The sequence below is a fragment of the Pseudoalteromonas sp. S8-8 genome (assembly GCF_000497875.1).
Taxonomy (GTDB): Bacteria; Pseudomonadota; Gammaproteobacteria; order Enterobacterales; family Alteromonadaceae; genus Pseudoalteromonas; species Pseudoalteromonas arctica.
The window spans coordinates 70,395-90,947 of record NZ_AUTR01000069.1 but is presented as its reverse complement, the minus strand read 5'-3'; the positions used below and the strand labels follow the sequence as shown (position 1 = coordinate 90,947).

The 20,553-nt window shown below is 38.9% G+C and carries 14 protein-coding genes; 2 read left to right on the top strand and 12 right to left on the bottom strand.

The genetic code is table 11. The annotated features are described in order from the left end of the window. Position 1: 1 nt before the first annotated feature. The 10 genes from rluF to L659_RS0120815 form a co-directional block, all read right to left on the bottom strand. The gene (gene rluF / locus L659_RS0120860; protein ID WP_024591776.1) at positions 2-1,039 is read right to left on the bottom strand and encodes a 23S rRNA pseudouridine(2604) synthase RluF; all 1,038 of its coding nucleotides are present in this window, start codon (positions 1,037-1,039) and stop codon (positions 2-4) included. An 86-nt stretch (positions 1,040-1,125) separates the two neighbouring features. Further along, complete coding sequence (locus tag L659_RS0120855) at positions 1,126-2,196, bottom strand: DUF418 domain-containing protein (protein WP_024591775.1); 1,071 nt, start codon at positions 2,194-2,196, stop codon at positions 1,126-1,128. 30 nt (positions 2,197-2,226) lie between these two features. After that, entirely contained in the window at positions 2,227-3,441 is a 1,215-nt protein-coding gene (locus L659_RS0120850; RefSeq protein WP_024591774.1) for an EAL and HDOD domain-containing protein, read from the bottom strand. 89 nt (positions 3,442-3,530) lie between these two features. Next, complete coding sequence (locus L659_RS0120845; protein WP_024591773.1) at positions 3,531-5,066, bottom strand: glycogen synthase; 1,536 nt, start codon at positions 5,064-5,066, stop codon at positions 3,531-3,533. Between the two features lie 81 nt (positions 5,067-5,147). Further along, positions 5,148-6,449, bottom strand: coding sequence for a glucose-1-phosphate adenylyltransferase (gene glgC / locus L659_RS0120840; RefSeq protein WP_002958601.1), 1,302 nt, complete (start codon positions 6,447-6,449; stop codon positions 5,148-5,150). 14 nt (positions 6,450-6,463) lie between these two features. Further along, positions 6,464-9,001 (bottom strand): glycogen/starch/alpha-glucan phosphorylase, encoded by a 2,538-nt coding sequence (locus L659_RS0120835; protein ID WP_024591772.1) that lies wholly within the window; start codon positions 8,999-9,001, stop codon positions 6,464-6,466. Next, on the bottom strand, positions 8,994-11,057 hold the full coding sequence (gene glgX, locus L659_RS01000000123125; RefSeq protein ID WP_024591771.1) for a glycogen debranching protein GlgX: 2,064 nt from the start codon (positions 11,055-11,057) through the stop codon (positions 8,994-8,996). The genes L659_RS0120835 and glgX overlap by 8 nt, the downstream gene beginning before the upstream one ends. Then, complete coding sequence (gene glgB, locus L659_RS0120825; protein WP_024591770.1) at positions 11,050-13,257, bottom strand: 1,4-alpha-glucan branching protein GlgB; 2,208 nt, start codon at positions 13,255-13,257, stop codon at positions 11,050-11,052. The genes glgX and glgB overlap by 8 nt, the downstream gene beginning before the upstream one ends. After that, on the bottom strand, positions 13,258-15,252 hold the full coding sequence (gene malQ, locus L659_RS0120820; RefSeq protein WP_024591769.1) for a 4-alpha-glucanotransferase: 1,995 nt from the start codon (positions 15,250-15,252) through the stop codon (positions 13,258-13,260). It lies immediately after the preceding gene. A gap of 9 nt (positions 15,253-15,261) precedes the next feature. Then, the gene (locus tag L659_RS0120815; RefSeq protein ID WP_007580752.1) at positions 15,262-15,564 is read right to left on the bottom strand and encodes an isoamylase early set domain-containing protein; all 303 of its coding nucleotides are present in this window, start codon (positions 15,562-15,564) and stop codon (positions 15,262-15,264) included. 383 nt (positions 15,565-15,947) lie between these two features. Here L659_RS0120815 and L659_RS0120805 point away from each other — a divergent pair, with 383 nt between their 5' ends. Further along, a complete protein-coding gene (locus L659_RS0120805) occupies positions 15,948-16,880 on the top strand; it encodes a hypothetical protein (RefSeq protein ID WP_024591768.1) in 933 nt (310 codons plus the stop codon). Positions 16,881-16,939: 59 nt separating this feature from the next. Here L659_RS0120805 and L659_RS0120800 read toward each other — a convergent pair whose 3' ends face one another. Both L659_RS0120800 and L659_RS0120795 read right to left on the bottom strand, forming a co-directional pair. Next, positions 16,940-18,109, bottom strand: a complete 1,170-nt coding sequence (locus tag L659_RS0120800; protein ID WP_024591767.1) for a cache domain-containing protein — start codon at positions 18,107-18,109, stop codon at positions 16,940-16,942. A gap of 608 nt (positions 18,110-18,717) precedes the next feature. Next, complete coding sequence (locus tag L659_RS0120795) at positions 18,718-19,146, bottom strand: Lrp/AsnC family transcriptional regulator (RefSeq protein WP_002958609.1); 429 nt, start codon at positions 19,144-19,146, stop codon at positions 18,718-18,720. 194 nt (positions 19,147-19,340) lie between these two features. Here L659_RS0120795 and L659_RS0120790 point away from each other — a divergent pair, with 194 nt between their 5' ends. Next, a complete protein-coding gene (locus tag L659_RS0120790; protein ID WP_007580760.1) occupies positions 19,341-20,546 on the top strand; it encodes an aspartate aminotransferase family protein in 1,206 nt (401 codons plus the stop codon). Positions 20,547-20,553: the final 7 nt, after the last annotated feature.

Here is a 20,553-nt window from a genome sequence, read left to right as displayed (position 1 = left end):
ATTATTTTTTTAGACTGAGAATACGGTCCGAGCTTGGTTTTGAGTCTGATTTAGCATTAGACGACTTGTTCTCTTTAATGCTTTTTGGCTTACCCACATACGTTGTAGAACGCTTTTGGTAAGGAGTATTACTGCGCTCATTTTTGCGCTCGCCATTAGCGTTGCTGCGCTCAGAGTTACGATTTGTATTTCGCTCAGTACTACGCTCACTATTTCGATCACCATTATTAAAGCGTCGTGGGTTTTCGCCCTGAAAATCGCGTTTTTTAGGTGCTAAAGGTGCATTATTTTCTGATTGCTTATTAGTATCAAGCGAGTGCTCTTGAGTTTTACCAGAATCAGAAATTGAATCGTTTATTTGCGCCATTTCAATATCTGACAAGTGACGCCATTGTCCTACTTTTAAACCTTTAAGTGTTACGTTCATTATGCGCGTACGTTTTAAGGTTACCACTTCGTAGCCTAAGTATTCACACATGCGGCGTATTTGACGGTTTAAACCTTGAGTAAGTACTATTTTAAATTCTTTGGGGCCACTTTGCGTTACTTTACATTCTTTAGTAACGGTATCTAAAATAGGCACACCATTCGCCATTTTTGTAACAAACTGACGATTAAGCGGTTTATCTACCGTAACAACGTATTCTTTTTCGTGATTATTGCCTGCACGCAAAATTTTATTAACGATGTCGCCTTCGTTAGTTAAAAATATAAGCCCTTCAGACGGTCTATCTAAGCGCCCTATTGGGAATATACGCGTAGGATAATTTACTGCGCGAATAATATTACTTTGAATTTTACTTTCGGTAGTACACGTTATGCCAACGGGTTTATTGTAGGCAATGTAAACGCGCTTCGGCGTGGCTTTAAGAGGCTTACCATCAATTAATACAACATCGGTAGCGGCTACTTTTACGCCCATTTCTGGTGAGTAGCCATTAACGCTGACACGACCTTGCTCAATATATTTATCGGCTTCGCGGCGTGAACAAAATCCTGTTTCACTAATAAATTTATTTAAACGTTTTAATTCGGTCATGGCACTTATAGCGTAGTAATTTTTAAGGCGAGTAGTGTAAACCACCCACACTATTTTTTCGCCCCTAATTTACTATTTATAGGCGTTTAAGCACTAATTTTTACTTTAGTTAATTTACGCCATACACATTCAAGCGGACCTTGATTAAAATAGCGGCTGTATAAAAAGGTAAATATGAGCTGCAGCGCAACTAATGCCGTTGCAACTAACCAATAGTCAATACGATCAAAACTGAGCACCCAGTGGGTAAATAGCACTTTATATAACAACAGTTGTATGAGTGTTTGGCTAATATATAAAGTAAATGCTAAGCGCCCTGCTTGTTGAATAAGCATGCCGACGTGTGCCCTGTTATTGCAAAATTTAACAATTAAATGAATATATAGCGTAGCCATACCTAGGGCCGCAAACATATTTACAAATTCTTGCACCCCATATCCTAAGCTGCCATTAAGCTGTGATGCATAAAGCCTGATTCCACAAAAAACAAGGGTCATTGCACCGCAAACTATTAATTGCTGAGTCGTTAAGCCTTTACTAAAAACGTCTTGTTTATATAAATAAATGCCAATGAGCATAAGGCCCACGCACATCCACATTGTCATTATTGGCACCATAACAAGCATCAATGTGTTCATGGCGAGGTTACTAATAAAGTAATCAATATAGTGTGGGTTATATAAATCTATAAACTGTGCTGAATCACGGTAAATCACTTCATCGGGTACGTTAGATACAATAAGCACTGTAGCTACACCCGATAACAAAATAAACTCAAGTCCTCTTTTTAAAAGAACAGTGCTATCACTCTCTAAATATTTAATAACAAACCAGCCAGATACACCGTAAACAAATAAAATATCACCTGCCCAAAGTAAAAAACCATGTGCTAAGCCAAAGAGGATTAACCAATAGAGCCTGCTTTTTAACTGCAATTCAGATTTGTAACGTTGCCACTGAATGTAAAGCCCAGCACCAAAAAGCAAACTAAACAGTGTTCTAAAACGCCCGTCTACAAACAAACTGCTAAAGGTGTGAATAATTGAGTCGCTAACAGGAGGATTAGTTAAGGAGGTATACCCGTATTCAAAAAGGCCGAAGGCGTAAGCATTCATGTAAACTAGGCCAAGTACGGCAACGCCGCGAATAAAGTCCATATTATAATTGCGCATTAAAGCTATTATCCGTTAAATATTATTCTTATAACTGTCAGCCCAATCGACTGACTGCTGGTAAAGTGGAGGAAGTATAGCACTGTCTATATTTAGCAAAAGTACAGCTTGTTCAAGTGCCCACCAGCTTCCTGTTTCGTATGCTTTAACAACGTTTAAAATATAATAAAGTGTGTTTTTATCCCCTAATAATGCCGTTTTTATTTCATCAGGGAAAGGTAGCTTTTCAACAAGCAAGCTCATTGGTTGATCAAGGATTGCATCCAGCAGTGAAAATAACCCAGTTAAAAATGCTTCGCCTGACTGGCTTTTATTAACCTTTTTTGCTAACAACTCACAAAAACGAGCACGTACAACACACACTTGCATTAGCTCTGCAGGCTTTTTACCCGCTGTATGAGCAGTAACAATAAGGCTCACAAACTTTTTAAGGCGTTCATGGCCTAAATACACAAGCGCTTGCTTTAATGACGATATTTGGCTTTGTATAGGAAAAACACCGCTGTTAATTAAACGCAGTAATTTATATGCAAGTGCAGTATCAAGCTCAAACAGTCCAGATATAGCTTTTATATCTGGACTGTTTTTCATTATTTCGGCGTAAATAGCGACGACTAAACCATAATTATAATCAATGTCATTTTGTTTGATCATGGTAGGTTTTGCAAAAAAATAGCCTTGAAAATAATCAAACCCCATATCAAAGGCGAGCTTATAGTCTTCTTGTGTTTCTATTTTTTCGGCTAGTATTTTTATTTGTTTATGTGTTTGTAACTTTTTAATTATGGGCTGTATTTCGCTAAGAGGTGTAATTGCAATATCAAATTTAATGAGCTTCACAAGCTTTAAAAAACGATCCCATTGTGGTTTATATACAAAGTCATCGAGTGCGAGTTTGTAGTTACTATGAAATAAACCTCGGCACAGTTCATAGTTATCGTCGGTAGGTTCAATGCTTTCGAGCAACTCAATAACAACATCTTGGCATGGTAAAAAAGCACATAAATCGAGTTTTAATGATTCAGGCCCTATATTAATAAGTGCCTTTTTGCCTGATGTAATATGACGTGTACCTAAATTTAATTGATTTTCCATAATAAGCCTTGCTGTTGCTTGGCCTTCTGCAATATCTGGAAAATAATTTTTAGGACTATCACGAAAAAGTAGCTCATAGGCTACTACTTTTTTACTTCGATTGAATATTGCTTGCCTTGCAACAAATACAGACACATTACCTACTTCTTAGTTTTTATATAATACTAAGTAATTAAACCCTAAGCAGGCACAATTGTCACTAAACTTTAAAGTACAGTAACGATTTACCGGTATAAGGTTGTTATATAATCAGCTGCCACTTGCGGCCACGAAAAACGCATTTGCTCTGCGCTGTGCTTAATTTTATGCCACTTTTTAGGATTCTGCTTTTTAATTAAGAGAGTTTCGTCTAAACAGCTAATTAAATTACTTGTTTGCGTTGCTAACGTGTCGCCATTAAAGCTAAAACCATTTTCATGATGTTTTACCGTGTCTTTTAATCCGCCAACACTGTGTACTAAACATGGTTGCCCGGCACGCATTGCCAACATTTGGCTAATACCACAAGGTTCAAACGAGCTTGGCATTAAAAATAAGTCACCTAGCTGATACATTAAATCGCCAACACCTTGACCATAACCCTTCAAAAATAAAAGATTAGAATTACGCGCCATTGCTTTGGTAAATATGCTTTCGAGTTCTTTGTCACCCGAACCTAAAACAATGAGTCTGCCGTTATATTCATTAATAACTTGGCACACTTTATCAATAGCTAAAGCCTCATTAACCTGCTGGCACAATAACAACACTTTTTGCTCTGTAAGTCGGCCAACGCTTGTAACTAATGGGCCATTATTAACCGTTGCTTTAAATTGCTGTAGTCGTTGGTGGGCAATATAGTAACCGCTTTGTAACTGCTCGCTATTTGCCATCCAAGTAAATAAAGTGTTCTCGGCTTGGCTATAAAAATCGGCGAGAGTTGCTCCTTCAAGTGCATTGCTTGGATATTCGCAGCCATTTAAAATACCGACAAGCTTACCCTGGCTTGCTGCATTTTGCAGATCTTGCTCAAGCCCTTCGCCACCAAAAAAACCATGCTCGTAATTACTAGGTTCAAGAACCTCTTGGCTGTAGGTTGGTGATACAACATGTATTTTATCGCAAAGATTTATTGCACTGCGCATAGGATTAAAGCAATGAGGGTAACGCGGGTCGCATAGTTGCTGGCCATTATAACTAAGTGACGGAAACCATGCCTCTAAGCTTGAGTCGTCGTGTTTAAAAGGTCTTATACCTTGCAGTGCAATATTATGTACCGTGTAGGCAATGGGTAAGGTATTAAGTGAGCTATAACGTGGCTCAAACTTAAGTAAAACTGCAACGCAGGCGCTGTGCCAATCATGTAAATGTAGCGCTGTAGGGCGCTTTAATACACCTTGTAATAATGCTTCGCAGACAGCTGCATTAAATAAAGCAAATTTTGTCGCATCAGTTGCAAAAGGCCTCCCCGGTGCATCGTTACAATATACACTACCTGATTCACTAAATAGCGGGTGGCTAATAACAATTTGGCTTACATTATTTTCGGCTTGTTGTACTTTAAAAACTTTTAATACATGGGGTTGAGCATTAAATGCAACGGTTACTTCACCTATATAAATACGCTCAAGCGGCTCAAACCCGTAGTCAGGAATAACAACGTCAACAGTTATACCTTGTTTTGCGAGTGCCCTTGGGGCATCGCGTACTACATCTGCCACACCACCTACTTTTGCGCCTGGTAACGCGTCATTCTCTGCTGCAACCATTAATACATGCATTAATTTACTACTTCCTTTAACCTGTGTGGGCTTGCTCATAAATGAGCAAGCTTTGTTGTCGTGCTTAATATTTAACGTGTTTTACGCTAGCTTTTTATTCTCACGCGCTTGGCGCTCTAACTTTTTTGCAAGCTCAGTGAGCATATCACGAGTAACAAGAACGATGCCTTTCTTAGATACCCTAAAGCCGTTTTCTTCATCTGTTTTTTTGTCAAAACCGATTTCGAGACCTGCAGGTATTTCACAGCTTCTATCTATAATCGCACGCTTAATTTTACAACCTCGATTTATAACCGCACCGGGTAAAATTACCGACTGCTCAATAGTACAAAATGAGCGAACGTGGACATTAGAAAACAAGAGTGACTTTCTAACCGCAGAGCCCGAAATAATACACCCACCCGACACGGTTGAGTCCAAGGCCATACCGCGCCTATCTTCGTCATCAAAAATAAACTTAGCAGGTGGTAGTTGCTCTTGATATGTCCATATTGGCCACGTTGGGTCATATAAATCGAGTTGTGGCTCAGGCATTACCAATTCCATATTAGCCTCCCAGAACGAATCTAGGGTACCTACATCGCGCCAATAAGGTTGCCCTTCTTGGTTTGGATCTCTAAATGGGAAGGCAAATACATTATGCTCTTCTATAATCGCTGGAATAATATCGTGACCAAAATCTCGGCCAGAACCTTCATTCTCAGAATCTTTTTTAAGTTGCTCAAACAAAAATTCAGTATTAAAAATGTAGTTTCCCATTGATGCTAAGCATGTACCTGGCTTGCCAGGTACGGAGCTAGGCATTGCTGGTTTTTCATCAAAACGACACACTCTGTTTTCTTCATCAACGGTCATTACACCAAATGTGTCTGCAGCTTCTTCAACAGGCACTTCAATACAACATACCGTCATATCTGCGCCCTTTTGCACATGTTCAGCCAATAGAGCGCCATAGTCCATGCGGTACACGTGATCTCCAGACAAAATCATCACATATTTAGGCAGTTCGTGGCGAATAATATCTATGTTTTGAAAAACAGCATCTGCGGTGCCACAGTACCAATCATCACCTTGGCGCTGAGATGCAGGTAGTATTTCAACCGACTCTCCTAGCTCTTTTTTAAAGTGCCCCCACGCGCGGTTTACATGACGTATTAATGAATGTGATTTATATTGTGTAGCAATACCAACACGTCTCACACCCGAGTTAATACAGTTTGATAGTGGAAAATCGATAATTCGATGTTTACCACCAAAGTAAACTGCTGGCTTTGCTCGCCAATCGGTTAGCTCATGCAGGCGAGAACCGCGTCCGCCTGCCAGTATTAACGCGTAAGTTTCTCTGGTTAGGCTACTTATGTAGCGATTTGCATAATTGGGCATAATACTCTCTCCATTTAGTCTAGGCTGTTAGTGGCATGGCTTTTAGTTGTCGTTAAGTCTGTTTCACTAATATTGAGGGGTTCTAAATGCCAAATGTCTTCACTGTATTGGCTTATGGTTCTATCACTTGAAAACATGCCACTGGCTGCCGTATTTAAAATACTCATTTGTGTCCAGTAGGTTTGATCTGCGTAAGCTTTATCAACTTCTTTTTGAGCTGCTACATAACTTTCAAAATCGTGCGCAACAAGCCATGGATCGTGTGGGCTTTTAATTGCATTTGTTATATCGTCAAATAAGCACGGTTCAAACAAGTTAAAATGGCCGCTTTCGAGCAGTTGCATTACATTATTTAAATCGCTATTTTGCGCGATTAAATGCTCAGGATTGTAACGTGACTTAATATCATCAATTTGATGAGCTTGTGCCCCAAACAAAAAGAAGTTGTCTGCACCAACTGCATCTCTAATTTCAATGTTTGCGCCATCCAGCGTGCCTATCGTCAATGCACCATTCATCATAAACTTCATGTTGCCAGTACCAGACGCTTCTTTGCCTGCGGTAGATACTTGCTCTGACAAATCGGTTGCAGGACAAATAACTTCCATAGCGGTTACGTTGTAATTAGGTAAAAAGGCGACGCGTAAATACGGGGCTGCTAACGGGTCTTTATTTATAACTTCTGCCACGTTATTAATAAGCTTAATAATTTTTTTAGCCATGTAATAACCCGGTGCTGCTTTACCACCTAATAAAACACAGCGAGGAACAAGCCCTTGGGTATCACCACGGCGAATACGGTCATATAAATGAATAACATGAAGTATGTTTAATAGCTGACGTTTGTATTCGTGGATACGTTTTACTTGTACGTCAAACATCATCGATACGTCAAAATCAACATCGCAGCGCGCCTTAACTAAATCAACTAAACGCTGTTTGTTTTCGCGTTTAGCATTTTGCCATTGCCCATGAAATGCTTTGTCATCGTAAAAACGACGTAGGTCGCTAATTGTTGAAAAGTTTTTAACCCAGTCATGACCAATTTTTTCGCTGATTAATTTACTTAAAACGGGATTACAATGCGCAAGCCAACGTCTTGGTGTAACACCATTTGTTTTGTTATTAAACTTATCTGGCCAAAGCGCGTAAAACTCTTTAAATAAACCCGCTTTTAACAGTTCGGTATGCAGTGCTGCTACGCCATTTACAGAGTAACTCCCTACAATGGCTAAGTAAGCCATACGAATTTGCGGCTCATCGCCCTCTTCAATCAACGACAATGCACGCTGTTTATTAACATCACCCGGCCATTGCTGTGCAACTTGTACTAAAAAGCGTGCGTTTATCTCGTAAACTATTTCTAAAATGCGTGGTAATAATTTTGAAAACAACGAAACAGACCACTTTTCAAGCGCTTCAGGAAGTAGCGTATGGTTTGTGTAGGCCATTGTTTTAGTAGTGATTTGCCAAGCATCGTTCCAATCAAGTTCGTAATCATCAATTAAAATACGCATCAGCTCTGCAACAGCAATACTTGGGTGCGTATCGTTTAACTGAAAAACATGAAAATCAGCAAAGTCGCTAAAGCTCTCGCCATGTTGGGAAACCCACTGATCAACTACGTCTTGAATACTCGCAGATGATAAAAAGTATTGTTGGCGCAATCTAAGCTCTTTACCATTTTCGCTACTGTCGTTTGGATATAGCACCATGGTAATTTGTTCAGCTAGGTTTTTTTGAGCGACGGCTTCTGAGTAACTGCCTGCATTAAATTCGGTCAAATTAAATTCATCTGTCGCTTCTGATTTCCATAAGCGTAGCGTATTTACAATATTGTTTTTATAACCTGGGACAGGGACATCGTAAGGGACAGCTAATACATCTTGTGAACTCATCCATTGACGATGCTCTCGGCCAAATTTATCCGTGTAACTTTGCACGTAGCCGCCAAATTTCACACGTTTTGCATGTTCTGGCGCGCTTAGCTCCCATGGGTGCCCTTCGCGCAGCCAGTTATCTGGTTGCTCAATTTGGTTACCATCTTTAATTGATTGGTTAAACATGCCGTATTCGTAACGAAGGCCATAACCAATGACAGGTAACGCTAGACTTGCACAGCTATCTAAAAAACAAGCAGCTAGGCGGCCTAAACCACCGTTACCTAGGCCTGCGTCGTGCTCGGCATCTTCAAGCGTTTCTACTGTTGTGCAGTATTCTTGTAATGCAGCAGCAACTTGGTCGTCTAAATCTAGGTTTAGTATTGCATTACCCAGCGCACGTCCCATTAAAAATTCAAGAGAAAGGTAAGCCGTTTTGCGGCGTTTCTCTTGCTTAATTTGTTGGTTCGTTTCTCTGCAGCGGGCAACAAGTCTGTCGCGAATAGTCAGCGCTAAAGCATGGTATAAATACAGTCTTGATTCGCCGACCTTATCGCGACCTAGGGTATAATAAAAATGCCGTGTTAAGTCATCTTTAAGCGTACTTTCATCTATAACAGGACCTTCTTGCCAGCCCTTTACTACACACACTTGTTCACTTTGTTTAGCCATGACTTACATCCTCTAAATTAGCACTAAAAACCCAACTACTTTGTGCTGAAATTTCAACCATCGCATCTTCATTACTACTCACAGATGCATTATTTACACTTGATAAAACCATTTGCCACGGCGCATTAATAGGCGAAGGCGGCATTTGGCAAAAAACTGTTTTTTTACTGGCATTAAATACCATCAGTAATGCATGATTGTTTTGCTTATCAAGTAAGCTATACATTAAAAACTGTCTGGTATCTTCATGCCAATGAGCGTCGGTCATGGTTTTACCTTGTTCAGTAAACCACTTAACGGTAAAACGCTCGTCTATATCATCTAAAAATACACTGTGTTTGAACGCACTGTGCCCGCGTCTAATTTTTAAAGCATCGTCAATAAATCGTGTTAGCGAATGATTAAGCTGAGAATCTTTCCAGGCAAGCCAGCTAGTGCGATTATTTTGGCAATAAGCATTGTTATTACCCCCTTGAGAGTGCGCCATTTCGCTGCCAGCGGCAATCATGGGAACACCTTTTGAGAGTATCAAAGTAAGTAAAAAGTTCTTTTGTTGTTGCAAACGCAGTGCGTTTATTTTTGAGTCACTGGTAAAGCCTTCTACTCCACAGTTGAACGAGTGATTTGCACTGTGCCCATCTCTGTTTTGCTCACCATTAGCTTCGTTATGTTTTTCTTCATAACTCACTAAATCGGCAAGCGTGAAACCATCATGACTCGTTATAAAGTTAATGCTATTAAGCGGTCCACGTTGGCTGTGCTCAAAAATATCAAACGATCCATGCAAACGTTTTGCAACGTTGGCAATTATGCCCGTTTCACTTTGCCAAAAACGTCTAATTACATCGCGGTATTGATCGTTCCATTCTCGCCATGGCGGCGGAAATGCCCCAAGCTGATAGCCACCAGGACCTATATCCCAAGGCTCACTTATTAGCTTAACCTTATTAAGCACAGGGTCTTGGGCTACTGCTTGTAAAAAAGTATGCGCAGAGCTAAAGCCTGCTTTTGAGCGCCCTAAAATGGTCGCTAAATCAAACCTAAAACCATCAACCCCCATTACCTCAACCCAATAACGAAGGCTATCAAGTACAAGTTGCAGTGTTTTAGGGTGATCAATATTTATGGTATTTCCACAGCCGGTATCGTTTATGTATACATTAGGCTGACCCTCCACTGTGCGGTAATACGCTAAGTTATCAAAGCCTCTTAGCGATAATATAGGGCCATCGGCCCCAGCCTCTGCTGTATGGTTATAAACAACATCTAAAATAACTTCTATGTCGGCAGCATGAAGCTCGCGCACCATTTGCTTAAACTCGTTTATATCGTCGTTTACTAAATAGTCTCTATGGGGGGTAAAAAAGTTAAGCGTGTTATAACCCCAATAGTTTTGCAGCCCTTTTCCTGTTAAAAATTGCTCACTAATAAAAGAATGAACAGGTAAAAGCTCAACTGCTGTAATGCCAAAGCTTTGTAAATGCTCAATAAAGCTTGGGTGGCTTAACCCTAAAAACTTTCCTTGTAGAGATTTAGGTATTTTAGGATGACGACACGTTGTGCCTTTAACATGGCACTCGTAAATAACCGTGTTTGACCAACGGTGGTTTGGCTTTTTATGCGCATACAACGTAGGGGGTGCTACTTTTGACTTAGGTATATCAATCGCATTATTTACGGTGCTTTTAGTGCCAATTGGCATTTGCCCATAATGGCGTTCGCTCCATGTAAACTCACCAAACAAGTCTTTTGCGTATGGGTCTATCAGTAGTTTATTTTCGTTAAATAGTTGGCCATTTTTAGGGTTATATTCACCCTCAACTCTAAAGCCATAAAGTGCGCCGGCGCTTAATGGCGAAATATGAATACTCCAAATACCCCCTTCGTTAATATTCATCGCCATTTTTAGAATTTCTGAATGGCCACTTTTATCAAACAAACACACATAGGCTTGGCTTGCACCTGGCGCATAAAGCGCGAAGTTAACCCCATTATTAATAACACTAGAACCTAGCGGTTCTACATTACCGGGGGCTACATCAAATTGGTTACTCATCATCAACCTTTTGTAAGTAAATAGTTGTTAAGCCACCAAAGGCAATTGAAATACTGTGTTTAAACCCATGATTTGATTCATTTATAGCGTGAACTATCTGCGATGAATCTTTAGTTACCTCAACGCCAGAGCCAAAAAACTGAGTATCGTCTGTATTTAAAACAACTTTATAACGCCCTTTACTCGGTACGCCAATAACGTAGTTTTCATAGGACGCGGGGGTAAAATTAGCAATAACAACCACAAAGTCTTTTGCGTTTTTAGCATAGCGAACAAAGCTTAAAATACTCTGCTGATTATTATTGTTATCTATCCAGGTAAAACCAGCCGCGCTCGAATCTAGCTCATACAACGCGGGTTGGTTTTTATAAACGGTATTGAGCGCTTTTACGGTGTGCTTTATACCGTTATGGCTTTGGTGCTCAAGTAAATGCCAATCGATAGAATGATCGTGTCCCCACTCTTTTCGCTGTGCAATTTCACCGCCCATAAACAAGAGTTTTTTACCCGGATGTGCCCACATAAATGCGTAGTAAGCGCGTAAATTAGCAAATTTCTGCCAATCATCGCCTGGCATTTTTTCAATTAACGATCCTTTACCGTGGACTACTTCATCGTGGCTTAATGGCAATATATAGTTTTCACTAAAAGCGTATACCATCGAAAAAGTCATTTCATGATGATGATGCTGACGATAAAGAGGGTCGTGCTGCATGTAATGCAAACTATCGTTCATCCAACCCATATTCCACTTATATCCAAAGCCTAAACCGTTGTGCTCAACACTTTGCGTGACGCCCGGCCACGCTGTTGACTCCTCAGCCACCATCATAATGCCTGAGTTGTTTTTATAGCTGCGCATATTGACTTGCTTTAGGCACTCAATTGCACCTAAGTTTTCGCGCCCGCCATAACAATTAGCAACCCACTCGCCTTCTTTTCGGCTGTAATCTAAATACAACATAGAGGCTACGGCATCTACACGCAGACCATCTAAACCAAATTGATGTAACCAATACATAGCATTTGAAATCAAAAAGCTTTTAACTTCAGGGCGGTCGTAGTTATAAATGTAGGTATTCCAATCAGGATGAAAACCTTGGCGCTTATCGGCATGCTCATATAAATGAGTGCCATCAAATCGGTGCAAACCATGCGGATCACTAGGAAAATGCCCTGGTACCCAATCAAGTAAAATACCCAAATTCGCTTTATGGCACTGCTCTACAAAGTATTTAAAGCTGTTGTAGTCGCCAAAACGGCTAGTAGGTGCAAATAAACCAACAGGCTGATACCCCCACGAACCATCAAACGGGTATTCACTTATTGGCATAAGTTGTAAGTGAGTAAAATTCATTTCAAGGGCGTAGCTAACGAGTTTGTCAGCAAGCTCTGTGTAACTTAAATAACGGTTGTTTTCAGCGCGTTGCCATGAGCCTAAATGCACTTCATAAATACTAATTGGCGCATCAATATGATTGCGTTTTTGCCTGTTTTGAAGTGCCTTTTCGCCAAGCTTTATAGGTTCTGGTTTATACTGCAGAACACTTGCAGTACCCGGTGCTTGTTGCATTTTAAAGGCATAGGGGTCGGCTTTTTCGAGTACTTCTCCACTTTGCGCGGTAATTGCAAATTTGTAGCACATGTCGGCTTTAAGGCCTGGTACGAATAACTCCCATACACCACTTGCAGGATGAAAACGCATAAAGTGGCGATTAGCTTGCCAAAAATTAAACTCACCAATAATAGAAATACTTGCTGCGTTGGGTGCCCATACACAAAAGCGCACACCCTCTACGTTTTGTTGAGTACTAAAATGTGCACCAAAATGAGAGTAAGCATGTTCAAGGCTGCCTTCGTTAAATAAATACATTGCCTCTGCATCAAGTGTGCTTTCAAAGCTATATTCATCATAAAAGGTAGTGCTGCTATTTGTGTACTTAGCAATGCATTGATAAGGCGCGGTGGGTAGAGCATCAACTTTAGCTATAAATAAGTCACTTTGTTGGTAGCGCTGCGCCTCAATGCTTTTATTATTTAATGTAACACTTACGTTTATTGCACAAGGTAAGTAAAGACGGATTTCAACCTCAGCATCTGTTTTATGTGCCCCTAAAAAGCTAAATGGGTCTTTAAATCGTCCTGTATTTAATGCATGCACTTGTGCATCGTAACTATTTTCATTAGTTGTACTGCTCATTTAACCTTTCCTTATTGAATCGATAGCAGCTAAAAGTGAGGCATTTTTGGTAAAAATTTCTTCACTGGTATGCGTTAATACACGTCGCCAATTAGGATATTCTTTGTCTGTCCCGGGGATATTAACCGGATACTTCTGCTCATCTAAATCATCTATTTGTATTGCAAATAAACGCGATTGAGAACCCGCCAAACATAATGCTAGTGCGTTATATACTTCGACTGAATTACTATGTAATAGAAGCTCGGTTGTATTGGTATGGCGATTAATAAATCGTAGTATCCTATGTTTCTCTTCTATTCGTTGTTGCTTTAATTGCTCGTATTCATTGCAAGTAATAAGCTTGTATCGTTGCTTAATATTTAAATCAGCATGCTGCCACCAACCTGTAAAAGGCGGTACATCATGATTGGCTATCATTAACAAACACTGTGTTGCTAGCTCATCTGTCGATAAAAACTCACCACTGTGTTGTTTTTCAAAATAAAATAAGCTGTTAGAAAAAATACCGCTAGATGCCAAAGCCTGCCTTACCTCTGGCGGCACAACGCCTAAATCTTCTCCAATAACAATACTCTGATTAATATGTGATTCAATTTTTAAAATGGCGAGTAAGTTCTCAAACGGGTAGTAAACATAACAGCCATCTTGTTCACCATTGCTTTCAAAGCACCACCATAGGCGCCTAATAGCCATTACGTGGTCAATTCTAAGTCCACCTACATTTTGCATGTTTGCGCGAATGAGCGAGCGATAGAATTGGTAGTGATTATTACTAAGACTTTGAGGATTTAGTGCTGGAAGCCCCCAGTTTTGGCCAGCTTCGGCCCATGGATCTGGTGGAGCACCTACACTTGCACCTTGGCTAAACAGTGGCTTTTGATTTTTAAACTCGGCCCCATCACCCGCACAACCAACAGCTAAATCATTTATTAAGCCAATAGCCATACCTCGCTCTGCACAACTTTGTTGACACAGTGCCAATTGCGTATGCGCTTGCCACTGCAGGTAATAATCAAATGTTAAGTTATCTGATTCGAGGGTATTTAACGTAGTTGAATGAGTATTACAAAAATCAGTAAACGCTTGGCGACGCTCATCACTTGCCGTTAATTCAAACTGATTATAAAGCGCTTCAAATAACGCATACTTTATACGGCTTACATTTTCATAATCTATAAATTGATCATTACTTTTTATAAGTGTAATTACATCGTCTCGTTGCATGAGGTCATGTAGAACTGCGTTATTTTGTGCGTCTTCGCTTAATACTATAGAAATATAAAGAGGGTTTAATAAAGCCCGACTACTAGGGCTATAAGGGCTTGCACGCTCTGGCATATCAGCAAATAACAAATGCAGTGGATTAAGTAATATGTAATCCATATTTTGCGAGCTACATAATTTTGTAAGCGTTAGTAAATCGTCAAAATCGCCAATACCTAAATGCGCTTTATTTTTTAATGTGTAAAGCTGAATAGATAATCCAGTGCGCTTTGTGTCTTCAACTTGATAGACTTGCTCAGGCACGCACCAAATTTGTGTAATAGCGTGTTGCTCACCTACCTGAACATTAGCGTCATGATAGCCAATTGGCATAGTTTCTATGGGTAGTGCTAGCTCAATATAGCGAACGCCATGTAAGTAATATTCACCTGTAACTACCAAATTATAAAGGTTCTCAACCGCTATATTCATCCCAAGAGAAGGGACATTAATGTTGGCGGCTAAATACTGCTGACGTTCGTCTATACGAAGCTTTAAAGCGCATTTTTTTTGGTCAACCAAACTCACACTGGGTACTAAATCCAGCCAAAGCGATGCATCTAAATCATAAGTTAGTTGAGTTATTTCGGCTTCGTTATTTGTATCAACACCGCAACATTGCAAAGCACGTTTACGCGTGTCTTCGCTAAAAAACACCTGTTCACCTGTATACTTAGTGAATTCAAAGCCAATACCATGCAGGTAAAACAACTGCGAAAGAGCATCCATTGAATCGCCTTAATTAATGCGTTGAGTATTTACTATGCTGTTTTCTGTGCCAAATGTATTGCCAATATAACCATCAGCTTGGTGGTCGTTATCCCAAATGTCTCCATTTATTAAATAACGAAAGTGAAATTGTTGATCGATAGGTAAGCGTTGCTTAAATTTAAACACACCTTGTTTTTTATTAAGCTTCATTGGCACAGGTTGCCAATCATTAAATTCGCCTAGTAAGCAAACTTCTTCTGCCTCTGGATGAGAAAATTCAAAGGTTACTTCAGCTTCATCTTTTGTTTTAAAAAAACGTTTATTCAACATAGCAGGCTCCAACTAAACCAAAAAGGGTACTTAATCTTTGCCACAGGCCATACAACTAAACAAAAAGGCGATGTGGATTCCATTCAAAATCATTAAACACGTTGTAAGTTAACCAAAACTTTATTTACGCATTATTACAGTGCAACAATTCATTTTTTCTGCACTTAAAAAGTGCGGTTAGTATATAAACAATCTTTTTTAAAAAGCTCAGTAGTACAGAGCAATATTTGAACCAACTAAGCGTACATCACATATTATTTATTTAATCGAATTTAAAGTTAAATAATCCAAAAGTATTGCCTAAATTTATAAAATTCTTTTGTTCTGTACTTTCATCAGCGATAATACACAGCATCTTAATACTCTGAAATATCATAATTTTCATGTTGAAAAAAAGCATTTTAATAACTATAGCCATCATCTTTTTAATAATAGCCACACTTGTTGGTTCTTCAATCTATACCCTTTATAGTAAAAAAGAAATCTCAGTTGATCCTAAATTAAAAGAAATCTCAGGTATTGAATTTGATAAACAAAAACGTCTATGGGCTATTAACGATGGAGGCAATGAACCCAAGCTTTACCGCCTTAACAAAGATGGTTCTATCGCCAAAGAAATTTTGGTTGAAAATGCTAAAAACATTGATTGGGAAGACATGACCCAAAACAAATTTGGGCACTTTTTTTTAGGGGATTTTGGTAATAACAAAAACGATCGTAGATGGCTGACTATTTATAAAATAGAAAACCCGATAGATATAAAAACAGATACGACCCAAGCCGAAATAATTAAGTTTACCTACCCTGAAATGGATGGAAGCCCAATAAAACCTAATAACCGTAATTTTGATTTAGAAGCATTTGTAGCACTAGGTCGTCATTTATATTTATTTACTAAAAACCGCACAGAACCTTTCGATGGTATTACTAAAGTGTATAAAGTGGGCGATCATGCAGCAAATTTTGATGCTGAACTAATTGACTCTTTTAAAACGTGTACCACGCTTGAAAAACTATGCTGGATAACCTCTGCTGCGCTCAGCCCCGATCGTAAAAAATTAGTCTTACTTGATTCAACCAGTCTTTGGTTATTTGAAAACTTTGAAGGTGATAAGTTTTTCTCTGGTGATGTATCAAAAATAGATTTAGGGATTGTTACTCAAAAAGAAGCAGTCACCTTTTTTGATGACAACACGATTGTATTTACAGATGAAGAGTTTAAAGGCATAGGCGGTAATGCTTATTTTATAAAGCTTGATAAAGCCAAAAAAGAAGTTATAAGAAAAAAACCTATTTCAGAAAAAACACTTCCATAGCATCTAGTTAGCTAAGCTAAAGCATTAAAGCTTAGCTAACTTATGTGAAAGGTAATGAGTTAATTACTCTTTTCATTTGACGAATGAAGTGCTTTTTCTACATCAACACCTAAAATCAACACTCCAATATGACTATTATTATCATCTAAAACAGGAAAACTTAGCTGAACTTGAAAATGATGTGTTGATGCATCATATGTGACGCTATCAAAGTTAAAATCTTTTGACTGTTTAAATGTTTTAGTAAACTTATTTTCATCTCCTTGCCAGTAGTCACTGGTTAGCTTACTAATAGCGATGTTTTTTCCTTGGTTATCAGTCAATATTAGCTCAGTAACAACACCTTTGAATTGAGATTGCCATTTTTTAAATACTTTAGATAACGGTAAATTAAGCATAGCTAATCCATCAGGGTGCTTTACTTGTTTACTTTCTTTTATCCATAGCTGGTCTAGTCTTTTAATTTCAGATTCACTTAAGGGAGACTCATTACTTATTTGAACTTGTTCTACTAAACTAGGTAAGTTTAGTAAGGTTTTAGCACTACTGGACAATCTATCAAGTATTTGCTTTTCTTCACTTTTTGATAGTGAAAATGGAGCCTGCGCGCAAGTATTTATATTTTCATCAAACTGCTGCATAAATTTAGGGAAGCGTTTAATAAGTGAATGCGAAGCAAATAATCCCAAAGGTACATACCTAAAAAATTCTCTTTGATACTCATCTTCATTAATGCCTAGCTTTGAGGCTGCTAATTCAAAATCGTCTAAATCAAGTAGAATTCTATCAATCCGCTTATGGTGCATAACATTTACTATTTCTTCTAATGAATTTACTTCTACCTCAGCAATAATATTCTGAGTTTTAAACCAATTAGCCTGGTAACTCCCTCTTACTGCACCATAACGCATTTTATTTTTTGGTTTATTAATGCTCTCTGGATGAGTAAACCAGTACCAGCTTTCTAAAAATATGGGGGATGATATGCGCCCATAGGCCTTCATTTCAGGCATTAAATGAGTTGTGAAATAACCATCTAAGCGGTCTAACTTTACTTCTCGACGTGCACGTAACCATGGCAAGGTTTGTAGCTGAAAAGGGGCTCCCATTTCAAATAAAATACACTCAACTTGGTTGACTGCATTATTAGGTGCACTGGTGGGTAAGTTTGTCCCAAACTGAAGAGGCTCAGTTAAACCCAATAAGAGGGTAAAAAAATATGCAGGCATAATCCATTACTAAATATTGTACAAATTAAAATGAGTATAGTCATGCATATTAAAAAAGCATAAATTCTCCTTACAAAATTTTGTATCTTATCAATGGCTTCAATATTTAAATCTATGTTCTACTGCTATTAGCTTATAAAAAGTACACTTAAATATTTAAATTAATGCATTTATATCTAGGGTCTGTTGATCTTTGAGGATTAAAATTTGTTCAAATTAGGTGCTATTTAATCGCGGCGCGAGATTTGTAACCTAGTGGGCTCAATAACTGCTCCTGCGTTGTTCTAATGGCTTACACCCATGTAAGAATAAGTAAAAACCGAGCAAAGCTTCCGCGTCTTGCTCACGCCCCTTACCTACATCCATGCAGGCAACAAAGAGTAAATAGCTCCTAGGAAGAACCCTTTGAGCAGCGCCTGTTTGGCATTAATGCTACGTTATCGCCCATTTATGGGGAGTAACCACACTGCATAGGCTCTGCCTTGCCTGAATACTAAACAGGCTACTGAAAATTCAACCTTGAAAGATCAACAAACCCTAGCCTTTCTATTACTTACCTAAAGTATACCGAGTGTTCACTTAACGACTAAAACAAAAACTCACTGACTCTAGCGCTTAAATTTAGTTTCTAAAATAACAGAAGATGTTGTGCGCTCTACTCCATCCAGATTTCCTATATCGTCAAGTAAATGGCTAAGCTGCTCTAAATTTTGAGCCTGTACTACAGCAATTAAATCAAACTCACCACTTATGGCATAGAGCTGCGAAATTGCATCAATTTGCTTAAGCTCAATATTTGTTTTAGTTGTTAGTTTTTGTCTTACTTTTATAGACACATGAGCTGATACCATTTTACTGAGGTAGTCATCTCCATAATCAACGCTATAGCCTTTAATTACACCCGTTTCTTCTAGTTTGAGCATACGGCTTTGTACCGTTGAACGAGATAAGTCAAGCATTCGAGCAAGATCAGAAATACTCGCTCTAGCGTTTGTTTTTAGTACAGAAAGTAGCTTTTCATCTTGTGGAGTTATCATAATGGTTATTTTCTTCGTTATTTTGTCTTTTATTTTAATCATTTTTCACAAAATAGCACTGCAATTTTAATAGCTAACCTTCGATAATGACCTCCACAAGAAATAATAACGTGTTTGCTGAAGAATAAAGGCTATATTCTTCTTTGAGTTAGCAACTAATCTTTTATCTAAGCCCATTAAATTTAGGTGTAAAAATGCAAGTAACAAGAGACTTATTTAACGACGTAATGGTACCAAACTATAATCCATCAGCAATCATTCCAGTTCGTGGTGAAGGTTCACGCGTTTGGGATCAAAATGATAACGAGTTTATCGATTTTGCTGGTGGTATTGCCGTTAACTGTTTGGGTCACTGTCATCCTGCATTAGTTAAAGCATTAAAAGAGCAAGGCGAAAAAATTTGGCATTTATCGAATGTTATGACTAATGAGCCAGCACTTCGTTTAGCTCAAAAAATGGTTGAAGCAACATTCGCTGATAAAGTTTACTTTGCAAACTCAGGCGCAGAAGCAAACGAAGCAGCGCTTAAGCTAGCGCGTCGTTATGCACTGGACGTATATGGCGCTGAAAAAACGCAAATAATTGCATTTAATAAAGGTTTCCATGGTCGAACATTTTTCACAGTCACTGTGGGCGGGCAAGCTGCATATTCGGACGGCTTTGGTCCTAAACCTGCTGACATAGTACATTGTGATTTTAACGATATAGCAGCATTTGAAGCGCTGATCAGCGATAAAACATGTGCTGTTATGATGGAACCATTACAAGGTGAAGGCGGTATTATTTCACCAACAGATGAATTTGCTAAAAAAGTACGTGAACTTTGTACTAAACATAACGCGTTACTTATTTTTGATGAAGTACAAACAGGTGTTGGTCGCACAGGCGATTTATACGCTTATGAAGGTTTAGGGGTTGTTCCTGACATTTTAACAACGGCAAAAGCATTGGGTGGTGGTTTTCCAATTGGCGCTATGATCACTCGTACACCAATTGCTGAGCATTTAAAAATTGGTACTCACGGTTCTACTTATGGCGGAAACGCACTTGCTTGTGCGGTAGCCGAAGCGGCATTTGATACAGTAAATACACCTGACGTACTAAACGGTGTTAAAGAGCGGGAGCAATTATTCCGTGACGGATTAAACGCAATCAACGAAAAATACAACGTATTTAGCGAAGTACGTGGTAAAGGCTTATTAATTGGCGCAGTACTAAATGACAAATTTGAAGGACGTGCACGCGACTTTTTAGTAGCCAGTGCTAATAATGGTTTAATGAACCTTGTAGCTGGCATGAATGTAATTCGCTTTACACCGTCTTTAGTTATCCCGTTTGAAGATATTAAAGAAGGCTTAGCGCGCTTTGAAAAAGCCGTTAGCGATGTAGTAAACGGTTAATATAGTT